Below are 18,905 nucleotides of genomic sequence, written 5' to 3'. Positions count from 1 at the left end.
GTGTATTTATGATATCATTCTAGGTACAGAAATAATTAATAGAAGGTGATAAATTGAAAGATGATTTACAAAAAGATAAAGACAATAAAACTAGTCAAATGAATAAAGAGTCTTCAAAAAATAATAGCATTTATAAACTGAAAGAATCACAAAAATCACACTCATGGATTTGGGTCGTATCAATTCTTCTAGGTATTTATATATTAGTTTCAATATTTTTTAGCTTCATGACTTATCCTAACGCCAAAATCAATGGTGAAAATTTAGGTGTAAGAAAAATTTCTGATGTTAAAAATATTTTTGATGAACAAACTACATCAATTATTGGAAGAGATAATAAAACTGTTACATTGAATAATTCACAAGCGGGTTTAAAACAAGTTGCTTTGGAAAATCAAACCTATGTACAACATGGTTTTTTGTGGCCAGTAGAACTTATAAAAGGAATAGAAACAGATGTAAAAGTTAAGAAAAGTGTAGATTCTGAAAAATTAAAAGAAACGATTAAAAATAGTGAGCTATTCAAAAATATCAAAGAACCAAAAAACGCCCAATTGATTTTTGAAAACAAAAAAGCATTAATCAAACCTGAAGAATTAGGTAATAAACTTGATTTAGATAAAGTTTGTAAATCCGTAATAAAAGGATTTAATGAACACAAGGATGAAATCAAATTATCTTCAGAATATATTAATCCTCAAGTTACAAAAAAATCATTGGAGCCAAACAAAAAAGAACTTGAAAATATTGCAAAAGCTTCTATTACCTTAAAATTGCCAAACGGAGAATCACAAAAACTAGAAGATAATTCTATGTTCTTAGATGAAAATTATAAGTTTGAAGATAAAAAAATTCGAATTTTTGTAGATGACTTGAAAGAAAAATTTGAAGTTATTGGAAAAGATTTTGATTTTACAACTCATAATGGTAAATCTATAAAAGTTAAAGCAAAAGTTTTTGGAAATGAAATTAACAAAAAACAAACAGTAGCTATGATTACAGATGCTTTAAAAAACGGTAAAACCATAGACAGTGATTTAGTATATAGCAGAAGAAGCCGAAATAATGGAGTTCTTGGAAAAAGCTATATTGAAATAAGCTTGGGAGCACAACATTTGTGGTATTTTAAAGATGGTAAACTAGTCTTAGACACACCTGTTGTTACAGGAGATCCATCAATTGACCACGAAACACCAACAGGATTATTTGAAATTTGGTCAAAAGAAACTGATAGATTTTTAAGAGGATACAATCCAGATGGATCAAAATATAAAGTTCATGTAGATTATTGGATGCAAATTGACTATACTGGTGTAGGAATTCATGATACAAAAGGAAGAGCCGCCTACGGTGGACAAATCTTTAATGGAGCTGGTAGCCATGGTTGTATCAATACTCCAATAAATCATGTTCGTACAATTTTTAATTCAGCAGAAAATGGTATGCCAGTAGTAATATATTAATTAATTAGTCGATTATTTTATAATAGTCGACTTTTTTTATTGTAAAAAAATAAAAATTAATGGTATTCTATATGTAAAGAAAAGGGGTAAATTATGGATTCAGATTTATTATTATTTTTGAGTAGTTTAAACACGAATTATAATTGGATAGGTCCAATTATTGAAAATTATGACACATTAGATGATATTATCTACGATAATGCAAAAAAACTTTTAGAAGTAGATTCTAAAATTTACGAATTTATTCTAAAAAATATGAAAAAATTCGATATAAATTTGTACAAAGAAAAATTATGGAAAAACAGTATAAAATTTACTACATACGGTGATTCAAAATATCCGAAAAAATTACTTGAAATAGATGATGCACCATATACTTTGTACTATAAAGGTAATTTGAATGAAGATTTCGATAATTGTGTTTCATTTGTCGGAGCTAGAAAATGCAGTCAATATGGATCTTATGCATGTAAAAAATTTGTATCTGAAATCTCACAATATAAAATACCCGTAGTTAGTGGATTGGCTCTTGGTATAGACAAAATTTCTCATCAAACTTCTCTTGAAAATAATAATAAAACAATTGGAGTTTTAGGGTGTGGAATAGATCAAGTTTATCCAAGGAGCAATTATAGAGTGTTTCAAGATATGATTTCATCACATAACGGAGTAATTATGAGTGAATATCCTTTTGGAATAGCACCATTGCCATATAATTTTCCGTTTAGAAATAGAATAATTTCTGGTTTATCACTTGCAACTGTCGTTATTGAAGCAAAAGAGAAAAGCGGTACATTAATCACATCATCTTATGCCTTGTCTCAAGGTAGAGAAATATTTGCTGTTCCTGGAAATATTAACTCAGTTTATTCAACCGGAACTAATCAATTAATAAAAGATGGGGCTTACATATTAACTGACGTTTTGGATATTATAACTCAAATCCCTGAATTTCAAAATAAATATATAGAAAAACCACAATTGAGTTTTGATTTGAATGAATTGGAACGTAAAATATTTAATTTATTGAAAATTTGCGCAAATTCACCAGATGAAATTTCTATAAAATTAAATGAAGATATATCTGATGTTTTAATGAGTTTGACCAAAATGGAATTGTTGGGAATTGTTGTGGATATTGGAAGCAAATACTCATTAAAGTAGATTGAATAATGTGATATAATAACATTGGAATTTTAAAGAGGAGAATGATATGGACAAAAAACAATTAGCTATTAATACTATTAGATTATTATCTGTAGAAATGATTCAAAAAGCGAATTCAGGTCATCCTGGACTTCCTTTAGGTGCAAGCCCTATGACATATACATTATTTAACGACATAATGCATTTTTCACCAAAACACAGCGATTGGATAAATAGGGACAGATTTATTTTATCAGCTGGTCATGGTTCTGCAATGTTATATTCACTTTTACATTTATTTGGATTTGGAATAACTGTAGATGATTTAAAAGAATTTAGACAATATAGCAGCTTAACACCAGGACATCCAGAATATTTGCATACAAAAGGAATTGATGCGACGACTGGTCCTTTAGGACAAGGATTAAGTATGGCTGTTGGTATGGCAATTGCTCAAGAATATATGGCCAGTCAATTTAATACTGAAAACCACAAAATTTTTGACAACTATACTTACACAATTGTTGGTGATGGTTGTCTTCAAGAAGGAATAACTAATGAAGCTAGTTCAATAGCTGGATCATTAAAACTATCAAAACTGATTTGTTTATATGATTCTAACAATATAACAATTGAAGGCGATACAAAAAATATTTTCTCAGAAAATGTCAGAGCTAGATATGAAGCATTGGGCTGGGATACTTATTTTGTAGAAGATGGAAATGATATAGACAAAATAAGAGAAACTATTGAAATTGCGAAAACAACTGATAAACCATCATTTATTGAAATAAAAACAAAAATTGGTTATGGAAGTGTTGTTGAAGGAACTGCAAAAGCTCATGGTGCTCCAATTGGCGCAGAAAATATTCCAAGTTTAAAAGAAAAATTAGGATTAGACTTTACAGAAGAATTCTATATTCCACAAGAAGTAAAGGAACTTTTTGAACAATCAGCTTCAGAAAAGGAAAAATATTATTCTGAATGGGAAAATATGTTTGAAGACTACAAACAAACTCACAAAGATCTTTATGATAAGTTAATGAAATTCTTATCTAAAGAAACTGATGAAGATTATTTAACATCTAAAGAGTTTACTAGCTTTGAAAAAGACGATGCCACAAGATCATATTCACATGTTTTATTAAATAGATTAAAAGATAAGCAATTAAATATTGTTGGAGGATCAGCTGATTTAGCTCCTTCTAATAAAACTTTTATGGATGGTTTAGATGTGTTTACACAAACTAATAGATCTGGAAGAAACATACAATTCGGAGTTAGAGAACATGCAATGGCGGCTATCACGAATGGTATCAGTTTATATGGTGGATTGATTCCTTATTGCGCTACGTTTATGATTTTCTCAGATTATTTAAAACCAGCGATGAGATTGTCAGCTTTAATGAAGAGACAAGTAATATATATATTGACTCATGATTCAATTGGTGTTGGAGAAGACGGACCTACTCACGAACCAATAGAACAATTAGCAATGCTTAGAACTATTCCAAATCTTAATACTATCAGACCTGCTGATGGATTTGAAACATCAATGGCATATAAGATAGCATTAGAAAATAAAGAAACACCAACAGCCTTGGTATTATCTAGACAAAAATTAGTAAATTTAAAAGAAACTAACGAAGAAGCTCTAAAAGGTGGATATATTCTTAAAAAACAAGATTCTCCTGATTTAGTTATAATAGCAACAGGTTCTGAAGTTAAACTTGCATTAGATGCAAGTGAAGCTCTTGAAAAAGAAGGAGTTAAAGCTCAAGTTGTATCAATGATGTGTCAAGAAATTTTTGACAAACAAGATCAAGAATACAAAGATTCTGTTATTCCAAAAAATGTAGAAAAAAGAGTTAGTATTGAATGCTTGTCAACTTATGGATGGCAAAAATATACAGGACTTAATGGATTAAATATCGGTATAGATGAATTCGGTATGAGCGCTCCAGGAAGTAAGATAATGGAACATTTTGGATTTACGACAGAAAAAATAGTTGAAAAAATAAAACAATATTTATAATCAATAGGCCGTCAACAATTTTATGTTGATGGTCTTTTTATTTTCAAATTTTAATCGTTTTTAAAATTGAAATACTAATTCTTTTATGGTATATTTTTTATGGGAATATTAAAATATAGTTAAAGAATCGTAAAGAGGTGGATATGTTAAATATTGTTCTTTTAGAACCTGAAAAGCCTTCAAATACAGGGAATATAGGAAGAACTTGTGTTCTAACTAATTCCAGATTACATTTAGTTAGGCCATTTAGCTTTAGACTAGATGACAAGTTATTAAAGAGGTCTGGAATGGATTATTGGGATAAAGTTGATTTAGTTATTCATGATGATATGGATGAATTTTTAGAATATATAAAGGGAAATGATAGAGTATTTTATGTCGAAACTTTTGCAACAAATTATTATCATGAGCTTGAATATCAAGATGGTGATTTTTTCGTGTTCGGAAAGGAATCTTCAGGTATAGATAAAGATTTAGTGGATAAGCACAAAGATCATTCTATAAAGATTCCAATGAATATGACAATTGATAGATCATTAAATTTAGCAAATTCGTGCAATATAGTTTTATTTGAAGCATTAAGACAAATAGATTTTCCAGGATTAAAGTAGGAGGTTTTATGGATATTATAACTCCGGTTTTAGGGGGATTGGCACTTTTCTTGTTTGGAATGACAATAATGGGTGAAGGTCTTCAAAAATCGTCAGGTAATAAGTTAAAAAAGATAGTAGGTTCTTTAACTAGGAATAAATACATAGGTGTGTTACTAGGTATAGTAGTAACGATGGTAATACAATCATCATCTGCAGCAACAGTAATGGTTGTGGGATTTGTAAATGCAGGGTTAATGCCTTTGAATCAAGCTGTTGGAGTAATTATAGGAGCAAATGTTGGAACTACAATTACTGCGCAAATAATAGCTTTTGATATAGCAAAATATGCACCTTTAATTGTGGCTTTTGGTGTGCTTTTGTACATAAGTGCAAAGGATGATAGAAAAAAGAATTTAGGCGAGGTTTTTGTTGGCTTAGGTTTAATTTTCATAGGAATGAATACTATGGGAGATGGGCTAAATCCATTATCTAAAGAATTGTGGTTTAAAAATGCCTTATTAAAATTAAACTCACCAGTAATCGGCGTTTTTGTAGGATTTTTCTTAACAACTGCAGTACAATCATCTTCTGCTTCCATTGGGTTAATACAAGCTTTAGGGAAACAAGGATTACTTACAATAAATCAAGCTGCTCCATTATTACTTGGTGGAAACATTGGTACAACTACTACTGCATTATTGTCTTCTATTGGTGCTGGAAAAAACGCCAAAAGAGCAGCAATAATACATTTATTATTTAATCTTATAGGTACTGTTATAGTGCTTATATTCCTAAATAAATTGATGCAAAACATAGTATACATGTTAACTCCATTAAATGTTTCAAGACAAATAGCTAACTATCATACATTGTTTAATGTAATAAATGTTTTAATACAACTTCCAGTTTCAAACTTTTTAGTTAAAGCTGCTATGAAAATTGTTCCAGGAGAAGAACACGCAAAAGACTTACAATATTTAGATGACAGAATTTTGGAAACTCCTTCTATTGCAGTTGAACAAGCTAGACTTGAAGTTATTAGAATGAGTGATATAGTTTATCAAAATTTTAAAAATGTTGATGAATATTTTATGACAGGTAACAAAAAACTAAGATCAATAATATTAGAAGAAGAAAAAAGAATTAATAATTTGGAAAAACATATCGTTGAGTATCTTGTAAAATTATCTAACAAATCAATTTCAGATGAAGAACACACACAAATTTTTATTATGCAAGATATGCTTAATGATCTTGAAAGAATAGGAGATCATGTTGAAAATATATGCGGAATTGTAACTCTTATTTATGATGAAGAAAAGGAATTTAGCAAAGTAGCTATCGATGAGTATAAAGACTTATATTCAAATGTAGAAAATGCAATAATAGATTCAACTATGGCATTTAAAAACAATGACCAATCATTGGCTTCTAAGGTCGCAAACATTGAAAATAATGTAGACTTTTTAGAAAAAAAATATAGACATAATCATATCAAAAGAATTAACAACAATGAATGTGATTCCACTGTTGGAGTCAATTTCTTAGATATTCTATCAAATTTGGAAAGAATATCTGACCATTGCACAAATATATCCAATTATACTCTTCATATTGAGGTTTAGAATTTGATTAATAAGATTATAAATCGGGTATATAATTAAAGTATGTATTATGAAATATTTCAAGGAGGATTAAATGAAAGTAGCAATTAGTGGATTTGGAAGAATAGGTAGAGATGTAACAAGAATTTTAATTCAAAAAAATGACCCTGATCTTGAATTAGTGGCATTGAACATTACAAGTGACCTTAAAACAAATGCACATCTTTTAAAGTATGACTCAATTTATCGTACTTTTGAAAAAGACGTTGAAGTATTAGCAGATGACAAAATTAAAATTGGTGATAGGGAAATAACTGTTGTAAATAACAGAAATCCAGAAGAATTACCATGGAAAGAATTAGGTGTTGATCTAGTTATTGATTCAACAGGCGCTTTTAAAGACAAAGAAGGTTTATCAAAACATATTAAAGCAGGTGCAAAGAAAGTATTATTAACTGCTCCAGGTAAAGCAGATGTTAAAATGATCGTAGTTGGAGTAAACGATAAAGAATACGATCCAAAAACTGATGATATTATATCTAATGCTTCATGTACAACTAACTGCTTAGCTCCAGTAGCTAAAGTTTTGGATGATGAATTTGGCATTGAAAAAGGTTTAATGACAACAATTCACGCTTATACTAACGATCAAAACATTCAAGATGCTCACCACAAAGATTTAAGACGTGCGAGAGCAGCTGCTTTAAGTATGATTCCTACAACTACAGGCGCTGCTAAAGCTGTTGGTAAAGTTCTTCCACAATTAGAAGGAAAAATGACTGGACTTGCAGTTCGTGTACCAACTCCTACTGGATCTATTACTGATTTGACAGTTCTTTTAGGTAAGGAAGTTACAAAAGAAGATATCAATAATGCTATGAAAAAAGCTAGTGAAGGCGAATTGAAAGGCATCTTAGGATATTCTGAAGATCAATTGGTATCTTCAGACATCATTGGAGATGAAAGAAGCTCAATATTTGATGCTGATATGACTTATGCTTTAGGAAATATGGTAAAAATTGCTTCTTGGTATGACAACGAATGGGGTTATAGTTCAAGAGTATTTGATTTAGCAAAGATTATAGCTACAAGATAATAAAACTATTTAGAGTCGATGGTAAAATATTTTTGCAATCGACTCTTTTCAAAGAAAGGTTAATCTATGAATAAAAAAACACTAAAAGATTTAAATGTTGAAAATAAAAGAGTATTGGTAAGAGTTGACTTCAATGTTCCAATTAAAGACGGTATTATAACTGATACGAATAGAATAGAAGCATCTATCGCAACAATAAAGTATTTAATTGATAATAATGCTAAAGTTATTTTAATGAGTCACTTAGGTAGACCAAAAGGCGAACCAAAACCTGAATTCTCATTAAAACCGGTTGCAGAAAAGCTTTCAGAAATTTTGGGACAAGAAGTAAAATTTGTAGATAATGATAAAGTTGTGGATAATTCTGTTATTGAGCAAAGTAAGCAATTACAACCTAAAGAAATCATGCTAATTCAAAACACAAGATATAGAAAAGAAGAAGAAAAAAATGATGAAGAGTTTTCTAAAGAATTATCACAATTAGCTGATTTGTATGTAAACGATGCTTTTGGAACAAGCCATAGAGCACACGCATCAAATGTAGGAGTGTCAAAGTTCTTACCAAGTGCTGTAGGATTTTTAGTCCAAAAAGAAATAGAAATAATGGGTAAAGCTCTTGAAGATCCTGAAAGACCTTTTACAGCAATATTAGGTGGTGCAAAAGTTTCTGATAAAATTGGAGTAATAGAAAATCTATTGGAAAAAGTTGACACTATACTAATAGGTGGTGCTATGGCATATACTTTCATTAAGTCACAAGGAAAAAATGTCGGTAAATCTTTAATCGAAGAAGATAAATTAGATTTAGCAAAATCTCTATTAGAAAAAGCTCAAGAAAAAGGAGTTAAAATATTCTTACCAGTTGATTTTGTTGCAGCTAAAGAAATGACAGAAGAATCTGATTCAAAAGTAATTGGTGTAGATGAATTTACAGACGATATTGCAGGATTTGATATTGGAACTAAAACTATAAAGATTTTTGATGAAGAAATACAAAAGTCCAAGACTGTTGTATGGAATGGCCCAATGGGTGTATTTGAAATTAAACAATTTAGTAAAGGTACTTTTGAAGTTGCAAATTCTTTAGTAAAATCTGATGCTACAACTATTGTTGGTGGTGGCGATAGTGCTTCAGCAATTGCAAAATCTGGAAATAAAGACAAAGTAACACACGTTTCAACAGGTGGTGGAGCTTCTTTGGAATTCTTAGAAGGCAAAGTGTTACCTGGTATTGATTGTATTGATGAGAGATAGTAATATGAGAAAACCATTAATTGCAGGAAATTGGAAGATGAATATGACAGATGGAGAAACTAAGCAGTTTCTAAATGATTTAAAGAATTTCGAAATTTCTGATAATGTAGAAGCTTGTATAATATCTCCATTTACATCACTAAAAACTCTCACAGAAGCTTTAAAAGATACAAATATTTCTACTGGAGCACAAAACATGTATTTCGAAGATAGCGGTGCTTTTACGGGAGAAATTTCTCCGAATATGCTGAAAGATCTAGGAGTTGACTATGTTATAATTGGTCATTCTGAAAGAAGAACAATATTCAAAGAAGATGACGAACTATTAAATAAGAAAATAATATCAGCTTTAAATCACAATCTTAAGCCAATACTTTGCTGCGGAGAAAACTTAGAACAAAGAGAATCTAACAATCACGAAAAAATTGTAGAATCACAAATAAGATCAGACTTAAAAGGAATAAGCGAACAAGATTTAAAATCCAAACTTGTAATCGCTTATGAGCCAATATGGGCTATTGGGACTGGTAAAACAGCTTCAAGCGACGATGCACAATCAATGTGTAACTTTATAAGAAATTTATTGGCAGAAATGTATAGCAAAGATCTGGCTGATTCAATTAGAATACAATATGGCGGAAGTGTAAAACCTGAAAATGTAACTGATATAATGTCAAAAGAAGACATTGATGGAGCTTTAGTAGGGGGTGCAAGTTTAGAAGCAGACAGTTTTTCTAAACTAATTAATTATGGAAAATAGAAAAGACAAATTAATTCTTATAATCTTAGATGGTTGGGGATTAGGCAAAGACTATCCAGGAAATGTTATCAAATTAGCTGATACTCCAATTTTTGACAGACTGATGAGTGAATATCCAAATTCACAATTGATTGCTTCAGGAAATGAAGTAGGTCTTCCAGCAGGACAAATGGGAAATTCCGAAGTAGGACACATGAATATTGGCTCTGGTAGAATAATTTATCAAGATTTAAGTAAGATTACTAATGACATAGAATCTGGAAAATTTTATGAAAATGAAGTTTTAAAAAATATTATCTTAAAAACCAAAGAAAAAAATAAAAAACTTCATTTACTAGGATTGGTTTCTTTTGGTGGAGTTCATTCTCATTATGATCACCTTGTAGCAATCCTAAAAATGTGCAAAAAATTAGATTTTAATGATGTAGTAATACATTGTTTTACAGATGGTAGAGATGTGTCACCAACATCTGCAATAACAGACTTAAAACAATTACAAGACGATATAGAAGAAATTGGTGTAGGTAAAATTGCATCTGTTAGCGGTCGTTATTATGCAATGGATAGAGACAAAAGATGGGACAGAGTAGACAAAGCTTATAATTGCATAACTAATGGTGAAGGAAATAAAAGTAACGATCCAATAAAATATTTACAAGATAGTTATGATAAAAATATCACTGATGAATTTATTGAACCTTGTGCAATAGTCGATGAAAATAATAACGCAATAAAAGTTGAAAATGAAGATTCTTTTGTATTCTTTAATTTCAGACCAGATAGAGCAAGACAACTTACAAGAGCTTTTGTTGACGATGATTTTGATGGTTTTAAAAGAACAAAATACAAAGGTATTTCATTTGTAACAATGACAGAATACGATAAAACTATCAAAAATGTACAAATAGCTTATCCAAAACAAGGGTATAATAATGTATTAGGACAAATTATTTCTGAAAACGGATTAAAGCAATTAAGAATTGCAGAAACAGAAAAATATGCACATGTAACATTTTTCTTTAATGGCGGTATCGAAAAAGAATTCGAAAATGAAGATAGGATACTAGTTCCATCTCCAAAAGTATCAACTTACGATCTTAAGCCAGAGATGAGTGCTGTTGAAGTTAAAAATCATGTTGTTGATGTTATTAATAAAGATATTTACGATTTAATAATATTAAACTTTGCAAATTCAGATATGGTTGGTCATACTGGTGTAATTTCCGCCGATAAGATAGCTGTTGAAACCGTTGATAAATGTTTAGAGGAAATATTACGAGCTATAGATAAAAACGGAAATTATCATGCATTGATAACTGCTGATCATGGGAATAGTGAATATTTGATTGATGAAATGACAGGTGGGCCATTCACAGCACATACAACTAATCCGGTGCCTTTTATAGAATATCCTGACAAGGATATCGAGTTGAATAATGGTATTTTAGCTGATATAGCACCAACAATTTTAGAATTGATGAAAATAGATAAGCCTTCAGAAATGACAGGTAAATCTTTAATTAAAAAAGGAGAATAAATAATGAGTTCAATAATTGACATTTATGCAAGAGAAGTTTTAGATTCTAGGGGAAATCCTACAGTTGAAGTTGAAGTTTATACTGAAGCAGGAGCAATGGGATCAGCGATAGTTCCTTCAGGTGCTTCTACTGGAGTACACGAAGCAGTAGAATTAAGAGACAATGATAAAAAAAGATTTTTAGGAAAAGGTGTTGAAACCGCCGTTGATAATGTAAACTTAGAAATAGCAGATGAATTAGTAGGTTGGGATGTATTTGATCAAGTTGGAATAGATAATTATCTAATAGAATTAGATGGCACTGAAAATAAATCTAGACTTGGTGCAAATGCTATTTTAGGTGTTTCTTTAGCTGTTGCAAAAGCTGCTGCAGATGAAAATGGACAAAGATTATTTGAATATATAGGTGGAGTAAACGGTAAGACTTTACCTGTACCAATGATGAACATTTTAAACGGTGGACAACACGCTGATAATAATGTTGACATTCAAGAATTTATGATTATGCCTGTAGGTGGAGAAAATTTTAAAGAATCCTTAAGAATTGGTACAGAAGTATTTCATAATCTAAAAAATGTACTGAAATCTAGAAAATTAAATACTGCTGTTGGAGATGAAGGTGGTTTTGCACCAAATCTTGAATCTAACGAAGAAGCTTTACAAACTATAGTTGAAGCTATTAAAAAAGCTGGATATGAACCAGGAAAAGATGTAATGATTGCTATAGATGCTGCAGCTAGTGAATTTTATGAAGATGGTAAATACAATATGGCTGGGGATAATGCAGTAAGAACTAGCGATGAAATGATTGAATATTACAAAAACTTAGTTGAAAAATATCCTATTATTTCTATTGAAGACGGATTAGCTGAAGACGATTGGGATGGTTGGAAGAAACTAACTAAAGAATTAGGATCTAAAATTCAATTAGTTGGTGATGATTTATTTGTTACAAATGTTAAGAGATTACAAAAAGGTATTGAAATGGGAGTATGCAATTCCATTTTAATAAAATTAAATCAAATCGGAACTTTAACAGAAACTCTTGATGCAATAGAACTAGCGAAAAGACATGGATATACAGCTGTAATATCTCACAGATCCGGAGAAACTGAAGATACAACTATTGCTGATGTTGCTGTCGCTACTAATGCTGGCCAAATTAAGACTGGCTCAACTTCAAGAACTGACAGAATCTGTAAATATAATCAATTATTAAGAATTGAAGATATGCTAGAATCTACTGCAGTATATGATGGAATAAAAACTTTTTACAATTTAAGCAAATAATGAAAATACATGGAATCACAGCGATTATTAGCTGTGATTCCTATTAATTAGGTGTAAAATGCTAATCACTACATTAATATTAATACAGATAATTTTAACAACAATTGTATACATATATTTCAATCCAATTTTTATAGCAGTTGATGTAGTGGTTACAGGATTGCTTCTCTTTAAAGATAAGAAGAAACTTATTGTCTCACTGTTAGTATTATTTCTGACTATTTTTCATTTAAACATTATTAATGATAATTACAAAAATATTAAAGATAATGAATTTGTAGATATTAATGCTGTAGTTATCAATAAAAACAGATCCAATAAAAAGTACATTGTAAAAGTCACTAATCAAAATAATGTAAAATTTTTATTAACAACTAAAAGAGATTTGAATATTGGTGATATAGTTAATATAAGATCAAAAGTTAATAAAGCATATACAAATGGTAATCCATATATGTTTAACTATAAATTTTATTTACTAAAAAACAACATATATGGAGATATATACTGTAGAACTGATCCTGATATAATAGGAAAATCTAACTCACATTTATTAAGAATTAGAAGTAAAATTTTAAACCACATAGTTTTTAAATTAGATTCTAATTTTAACGAAAATGAATCTTCTGTATTAAAGTCTATATTTACAGGATTTAATTTCTTGAGTGAAGATTACACAAATGATGTTAAAGTATTAGGAATAAGTCATGTATTCGCGATAAGTGGTCTACATATTATTATTCTATACACCATTTTTAATAAATTATTTGGTATTTTTAAGATTAACAGAAAAATTATTTCTTGGTTATCTTTGTTTCTCATTGCAATTTATGGATATGCAGTAGGTCTACCTTCATCTATAGTTAGAGCATTTATTATGTTATTTATAGTGGAATTATCTAATCAAATGCAGATAGATTGGTATAATTTAAATAATTTAATTATTGCAGCTATCTTAATTTTGCTTATGAATCCATATAATCTATTTGATGTCGGATTTATTTTTTCATTTTTAGCAACATTTACTATTTTATATTTGTATCCAAAATTCAAAAAACAAAACAGCAAACTACGTAATTATTTGATGCTTTCTTCTTTAGTTTATATAATATTATTACCAATACAACTTAGGTTTTTTAATGAATTTACATTTGGTTTTATCATTGGAAATACCATTATTTTACCTATTTTTACACTTATCATACAATTGTCGGCTTTTGTACTTTTGATACCTAATAGCTTTAATTATGTATTTGTTCAAATTATAAAATTTTGTTTAAAGATTATAAATTATATCTTCATTACAATTAATTCATTTAATATACAAATTCATAGTTTTATGAGCTTTTCTATATTGATGATTTTTGTTTATTATATAATAATATTTGAGATTTATAACAGACACTACATTAAAACTTTAAACGTTTTTAATAAACAAACTTTAAAAAATATGTTTTTTATAAGCGTAATTATGCCGATAATTTTAAATATTTTTAATCCTATTACGCATATAAACTTTGTGGATATTGGTCAAGGTGATTGCTTACTTGTAAGACAATATTTTAAAAGTTTTATGATAGATACAGGAGGTTCATACAAATCAGAAGATAAATCTGGAACTTACCTTGTAGAATATCTACACAAAATAGGTTTAAATAATCTTGATTATGTATTCTTGACTCATTTTGATGAAGATCATAGTAAAAATTTAATTAATATTAACAAATCTTATAATCCAATAGTTTTATCTAGAACTAATGGAGAAAAAATATTAAAAAGCAAGTATAATCAAAATAACCATTACGTAAATCTACAAGATAATCAATTACTAAAAATTGGAAATGTTTATATCAAAGTCATTGATAAACCCATAAGTGATGAAGAGAACGATAAATCTATAGTTTACAAAGTATATGTTAATGATATTTCATTACTAATTACAGGAGACATTTCTAGAGAATATGAAAGAAATATTTTAAATGAAGATATAACATCTGATGTGTTGAAAATTTCCCATCACGGAAGTAAAAACAGTTCAGATTTAAATTTCTTAAAAAAGGTTAATCCCAAAATATCTATTATTTCTGTAGGTCTAAGAAATGATTATGGACACCCACATCATGAAACACTAGATAATTTAAATAAACTAAATATTCCAATAAAAAGAACTGATAAAGATGGAAACATTGAGATTGTCTCAAGCAAGATATTTAATACTATAAGATCTAATAGAGATAAGTATTCGATTTATAATATTTTAGTGAAAGAACAAAATTCAATTATTACAACAATTTTCGTATTATATTACTTTAAGAGTAGAGGAGCAAAAGATGGATTTTTCATTGGCGAAACAAAAATTAGATAATAATTTGTTGTCTAATCTAATTTTAATACACGGAGAAGAAAAGTTTTATATAGAAAAATATCTGTCATTAATAAAAAAGCACTACAAGGCTCAAAGTTTTGATGAGTACGAAATATCAGATTTCGAAAAAATATATAGTTCTTCTGAAACTATTCCTATGTTTAGTGATAAAAGACTCATTTTAATCGATGATGTAGATTTAACTAAAACAGGAATTTCAAAAAACAAGGAAAGTATTGATAATTTATTACCTTATATTAGAGAGATTCCAGAGTATACTTTGATTATAATGACATCATACGGAAATGTATTTAAGTCTAAATTTTTAAAAGAAATAATAAACTATGGATCAGATATTGAATTCAATAAGTTAAACAGAAATCAATTAAAAGCTTATATAATAAATTACCTAAAAGGGAAGAAGATTAATAATAATATCGTTAACATTTTTATTGAATATTCTCTTTATCTTATAAAAAATTCTGAAAAGACTTTAATTGATGTTAATAATGAATTAGATAAGTTTATAAATTTAGAGAAAGATGAAATAACAGAACATGATTTGAATTCTCTAATAAATCAATATGATAAAAATATTTTCGATTTAACAGATTCAATAGCATCAAAAGATTTATCTAAGACGATATATTACTTAAATTTACTTATAAATGACACATCAGACACTTTTAAAGCACTTCATATGGTTATTAGATTATTTAGAAATTTATTATATATAAAAGAACTTCTACGTTTGAAAGTTTCGCAAACTGAAATCACAAAGAGAGTAAAAATATCATCATACGAATTAAATAAAGTTCAAAGTTTTGTGAAAAATTGGAGATATGACCAGTTAAGATTTGCGATTCATAAAATGTATGAAATAGAAACTACATTAAAAACAAATACGTTAAATTCTAAGTACTATATAGAAAATAGTATTTGCGAAATTTTAGCAAAAAAATAAAGGTTGAATTTACTTCAACCTTTAAATAATGTAATGGATCCTTTACATTATTTCTATGCTAATTTGTTTAATTCTTTAGCCATTCTGCTAATTTTTTTAGCTGCACTGTTTTTAGAAATTGTGTTCTTACTTGCAGCTTGGTCAATCTTTTTAGTTGCTAAATTAAATAATTTAGTAGCGTCTTCTTTATCGTTTTTTTCAACAGCTGCTTCAAATTTCTTAATGAAAGTTTTGATAGCTGATTTTTTAGATTTATTTCTAGCTGTTTCAAGTTTAGTTACATCAATTCTTTTAATTGCTGATTTAATATTTGCCATAATATCCCTCCTTTATTTTTGAACAGTGTTATTATTATACACTATAGAATTAATTATTTCAAGTAATCTAGAACATTAATTGTAAATTATGTTATAATAGGTTGGTAAAGAATGGTGATAGTATGAAGAAATTTTTAGATAGTAAGTTTTCAAATTTGCTATTTGCAATATTTATAGCTTTAGTAGTATGTTTCGTAATAAAAACTTTTATTTTAGAAACACAAATAGTAAAATCATCAAATATGAGTCCCACTTTAACTTCTGGAGATTTTGTTCTTATTAATAAATTAAATAAAATAACAGGATACATTAAAAAAACTGATATAGTTAAGTATTATGATGAGAAAAATTCAGAATCTAATATTGCAAGAGTTATTGCAATGCCTAAAGATTCAGTGGAAATTATAAATGATGATATTTTTGTTAACGGAAAAAGAATATATGAACCCTATATTTTATTGCAACAGTCAAAAAAATTAAACAATAATAAATGGGTATTAAGTAAAGATGAATATTTTGTTATAAATGATGATAGAGAACTAGATAATTATAATGACAGCAGGTACATCGGACCTATTAATAAAGATTCGATAATCGGTGTCGTTTTCTTTAGGTTATATCCTGTTGATAAGATTGGTTCGATTTAGGAGATTTAAATGAAACACGATAAAAAATGCATAAGAAATTTTTCAATAATTGCGCATATAGATCATGGTAAGTCAACATTAGCTGATAGATTGATTGAAGAGACTGGTATGCTTACTCATAGGGAAATGAGTGAACAGGTTTTGGATTCTATGGATTTGGAACGCGAAAGAGGAATAACAATCAAATTAAAAGCCATTAAATTATCTTATAAGGCTAAAGATGGCAATGTATACAATCTTAATTTAATAGATACACCAGGTCATGTTGACTTTACTTATGAAGTAAGTAGGTCATTAAAAGCGTGTGAAGGTGCAGTATTAATTGTCGATGCAACGCAAGGTGTTGAGGCTCAAACATTAGGAAATGTATACTTGGCTATCGACCAAAATTTAGAAATTTTGCCTGTAATAAATAAGATAGATTTGCCAAGTGCCGACATTGATTTTGCAAAAAAGGAAATAGAAGATATTATTGGATTAGATGCTGAAAATGTTCCAGCAGTATCAGCAAAAGAAGGAATAAATATAGTAGATGTATTAGAAGACATAGTAAACAATGTTCCTGCTCCAGTTGGGGACGAAAATAAACCTTTAAAGGCATTGATATTTGATTCATATTACGATTTTTACAAAGGTGTTGTTGTTTATGTCAGAGTTTTTGATGGTTGTATAAAGCCAGGATCAGAAATTTTAATGATGTCTACTAACAAATCATTTGAAGTTACTGAATGCGGTTACACATCTTCTGGTATGGTTAGCACAGATGAAATTAGCGCTGGAGATGTAGGATATGTTGTTTGCAGTATCAAAAATGTAAAAGATGCTAGAGTAGGTGACACTATAACAGATAAACATAATCCTGTGGATAAACCTCTCGAGGGATATAAGCAAGTTACACCAATGGTTTATTGTGGTATTTATCCTGCTGAAGGTGAAGATTTCAATTCTGTAAGGGATGCACTAGAAAAACTTCAAGTTAATGATGCAGCTTTGACATTTGAAAATGAAACATCAATCGCACTAGGTTTTGGATTGAGATGTGGATTTTTAGGGTTGTTACACATGGAAATTATTCAAGAAAGATTAGATAGAGAATTTGACTTAGATATCATTGCTACTGCACCAAGTGTAATATATAAAGTTCATAAAAAAGATGGAACTGAAGTAGAAATACAAAATCCTACAAATTTCCCTAAGGAAACTGAAATTGACTATGTTGAAGAACCAGTTGTCCATGCAGAAATCATGACTCCTACAGATTATGTAGGAGTAATTATGGAACTTTGTCAGGGAAAAAGAGGAACCTTCATAGACATGACTTACCTTGACGAAAAAAGGGTAACAATAAAATACAAATTACCATTAAATGAAGTAATTTACGATTTCTATGACGCCTTAAAATCAAAAACAAGAGGATACGCATCTTTGGATTATGAACTAATTGGTTATGAAAAATCTGATTTAATTAAACTTGAAATAATGATTAATTCAGAAAAAGTTGACGCATTAACATTAATTGTTCACGAAGATTTAGCTTATGAAAGAGCAAGAAAAATTGTAACAAAACTTAAAGATGAAATACCAAGACATCAATTTGTAATTCCTGTGCAAGCTGCAATAGGAAATAAAATAATCGCAAGAGAAACTATAAAAGCATACAGAAAAGATGTACTTGCTAAATGTTATGGCGGAGATATAACTAGAAAGCGTAAACTATTAGAAAAACAAAAAGAAGGTAAAAAGCGAATGAGATCTGTCGGTAGTGTAGACGTTCCTCAAGAAGCTTTCTTATCAGTATTAAAATACGATGAAGGAAATTAAATTTGTTAAGCCA

15 protein-coding genes are annotated in these 18,905 nt (G+C 28.9%); 14 read left to right on the top strand and 1 reads right to left on the bottom strand.

The features are described 5' to 3' along the window. Window positions 1-53 precede the first annotated feature (53 nt). The 12 genes from HMPREF0391_RS07720 (at window position 54) to holA (ending at window position 16,107) form a co-directional block, all read left to right on the top strand. Window positions 54-1,463, top strand: a complete 1,410-nt coding sequence (locus HMPREF0391_RS07720; protein WP_002836468.1) for a L,D-transpeptidase family protein — start codon at window positions 54-56, stop codon at window positions 1,461-1,463. Window positions 1,464-1,556: 93 nt separating this feature from the next. Beyond that, a complete protein-coding gene (dprA, locus tag HMPREF0391_RS07715; RefSeq protein WP_002836467.1) occupies window positions 1,557-2,627 on the top strand; it encodes a DNA-processing protein DprA in 1,071 nt (356 codons plus the stop codon). 49 nt (window positions 2,628-2,676) lie between these two features. Continuing rightward, window positions 2,677-4,644, top strand: a complete 1,968-nt coding sequence (gene tkt / locus HMPREF0391_RS07710) for a transketolase (protein ID WP_002836466.1) — start codon at window positions 2,677-2,679, stop codon at window positions 4,642-4,644. A 143-nt stretch (window positions 4,645-4,787) separates the two neighbouring features. Beyond that, window positions 4,788-5,255 (top strand): tRNA (cytidine(34)-2'-O)-methyltransferase, encoded by a 468-nt coding sequence (locus HMPREF0391_RS07705; protein WP_002836464.1) that lies wholly within the window; start codon window positions 4,788-4,790, stop codon window positions 5,253-5,255. A gap of 8 nt (window positions 5,256-5,263) precedes the next feature. Then, window positions 5,264-6,862 (top strand): Na/Pi cotransporter family protein, encoded by a 1,599-nt coding sequence (locus HMPREF0391_RS07700; protein ID WP_002836463.1) that lies wholly within the window; start codon window positions 5,264-5,266, stop codon window positions 6,860-6,862. 73 nt (window positions 6,863-6,935) lie between these two features. Then, on the top strand, window positions 6,936-7,937 hold the full coding sequence (gap, locus tag HMPREF0391_RS07695) for a type I glyceraldehyde-3-phosphate dehydrogenase (protein WP_002836462.1): 1,002 nt from the start codon (window positions 6,936-6,938) through the stop codon (window positions 7,935-7,937). Window positions 7,938-8,003: 66 nt separating this feature from the next. Then, window positions 8,004-9,191: a phosphoglycerate kinase gene (locus HMPREF0391_RS07690; protein WP_002836460.1), complete on the top strand. Its 1,188-nt coding sequence runs from the start codon at window positions 8,004-8,006 to the stop codon at window positions 9,189-9,191. Window positions 9,192-9,195: 4 nt separating this feature from the next. After that, the gene (gene tpiA / locus HMPREF0391_RS07685; protein ID WP_035109731.1) at window positions 9,196-9,951 is read left to right on the top strand and encodes a triose-phosphate isomerase; all 756 of its coding nucleotides are present in this window, start codon (window positions 9,196-9,198) and stop codon (window positions 9,949-9,951) included. Beyond that, the gene (gene gpmI / locus HMPREF0391_RS09440) at window positions 9,941-11,488 is read left to right on the top strand and encodes a 2,3-bisphosphoglycerate-independent phosphoglycerate mutase (RefSeq protein WP_002836457.1); all 1,548 of its coding nucleotides are present in this window, start codon (window positions 9,941-9,943) and stop codon (window positions 11,486-11,488) included. Before tpiA ends, gpmI begins: the two co-directional genes overlap by 11 nt. Window positions 11,489-11,491: 3 nt before the next feature. Further along, window positions 11,492-12,778: a phosphopyruvate hydratase gene (gene eno / locus HMPREF0391_RS09435; RefSeq protein WP_002836456.1), complete on the top strand. Its 1,287-nt coding sequence runs from the start codon at window positions 11,492-11,494 to the stop codon at window positions 12,776-12,778. 58 nt (window positions 12,779-12,836) lie between these two features. Continuing rightward, window positions 12,837-15,143: a DNA internalization-related competence protein ComEC/Rec2 gene (locus HMPREF0391_RS07670; RefSeq protein ID WP_002836455.1), complete on the top strand. Its 2,307-nt coding sequence runs from the start codon at window positions 12,837-12,839 to the stop codon at window positions 15,141-15,143. After that, window positions 15,109-16,107, top strand: a complete 999-nt coding sequence (gene holA, locus HMPREF0391_RS07665) for a DNA polymerase III subunit delta (protein ID WP_002836454.1) — start codon at window positions 15,109-15,111, stop codon at window positions 16,105-16,107. The genes HMPREF0391_RS07670 and holA overlap by 35 nt, the downstream gene beginning before the upstream one ends. Window positions 16,108-16,160: 53 nt before the next feature. Here the strand turns inward: holA and rpsT are convergent, their stop codons facing one another. Then, a complete protein-coding gene (gene rpsT / locus HMPREF0391_RS07660) occupies window positions 16,161-16,424 on the bottom strand; it encodes a 30S ribosomal protein S20 (RefSeq protein WP_002836452.1) in 264 nt (87 codons plus the stop codon). Between the two features lie 122 nt (window positions 16,425-16,546). On the opposite strand from rpsT, the gene lepB reads away from it, so the two are divergent. Together lepB and lepA are read left to right on the top strand one after the other, a co-directional pair. Beyond that, entirely contained in the window at window positions 16,547-17,071 is a 525-nt protein-coding gene (gene lepB, locus HMPREF0391_RS07655; RefSeq protein ID WP_002836451.1) for a signal peptidase I, read from the top strand. 9 nt (window positions 17,072-17,080) lie between these two features. Next, a complete protein-coding gene (lepA, locus tag HMPREF0391_RS07650; RefSeq protein WP_002836449.1) occupies window positions 17,081-18,892 on the top strand; it encodes a translation elongation factor 4 in 1,812 nt (603 codons plus the stop codon). Window positions 18,893-18,905: the final 13 nt, after the last annotated feature.

Source organism: Finegoldia magna ATCC 53516, assembly GCF_000159695.1.
Lineage (GTDB): Bacteria > Bacillota > Clostridia > Tissierellales > Peptoniphilaceae > Finegoldia > Finegoldia magna_F.
Note: the sequence above shows the minus strand (reverse complement) of the source record. Positions and strands in the feature narration are given on the sequence as shown.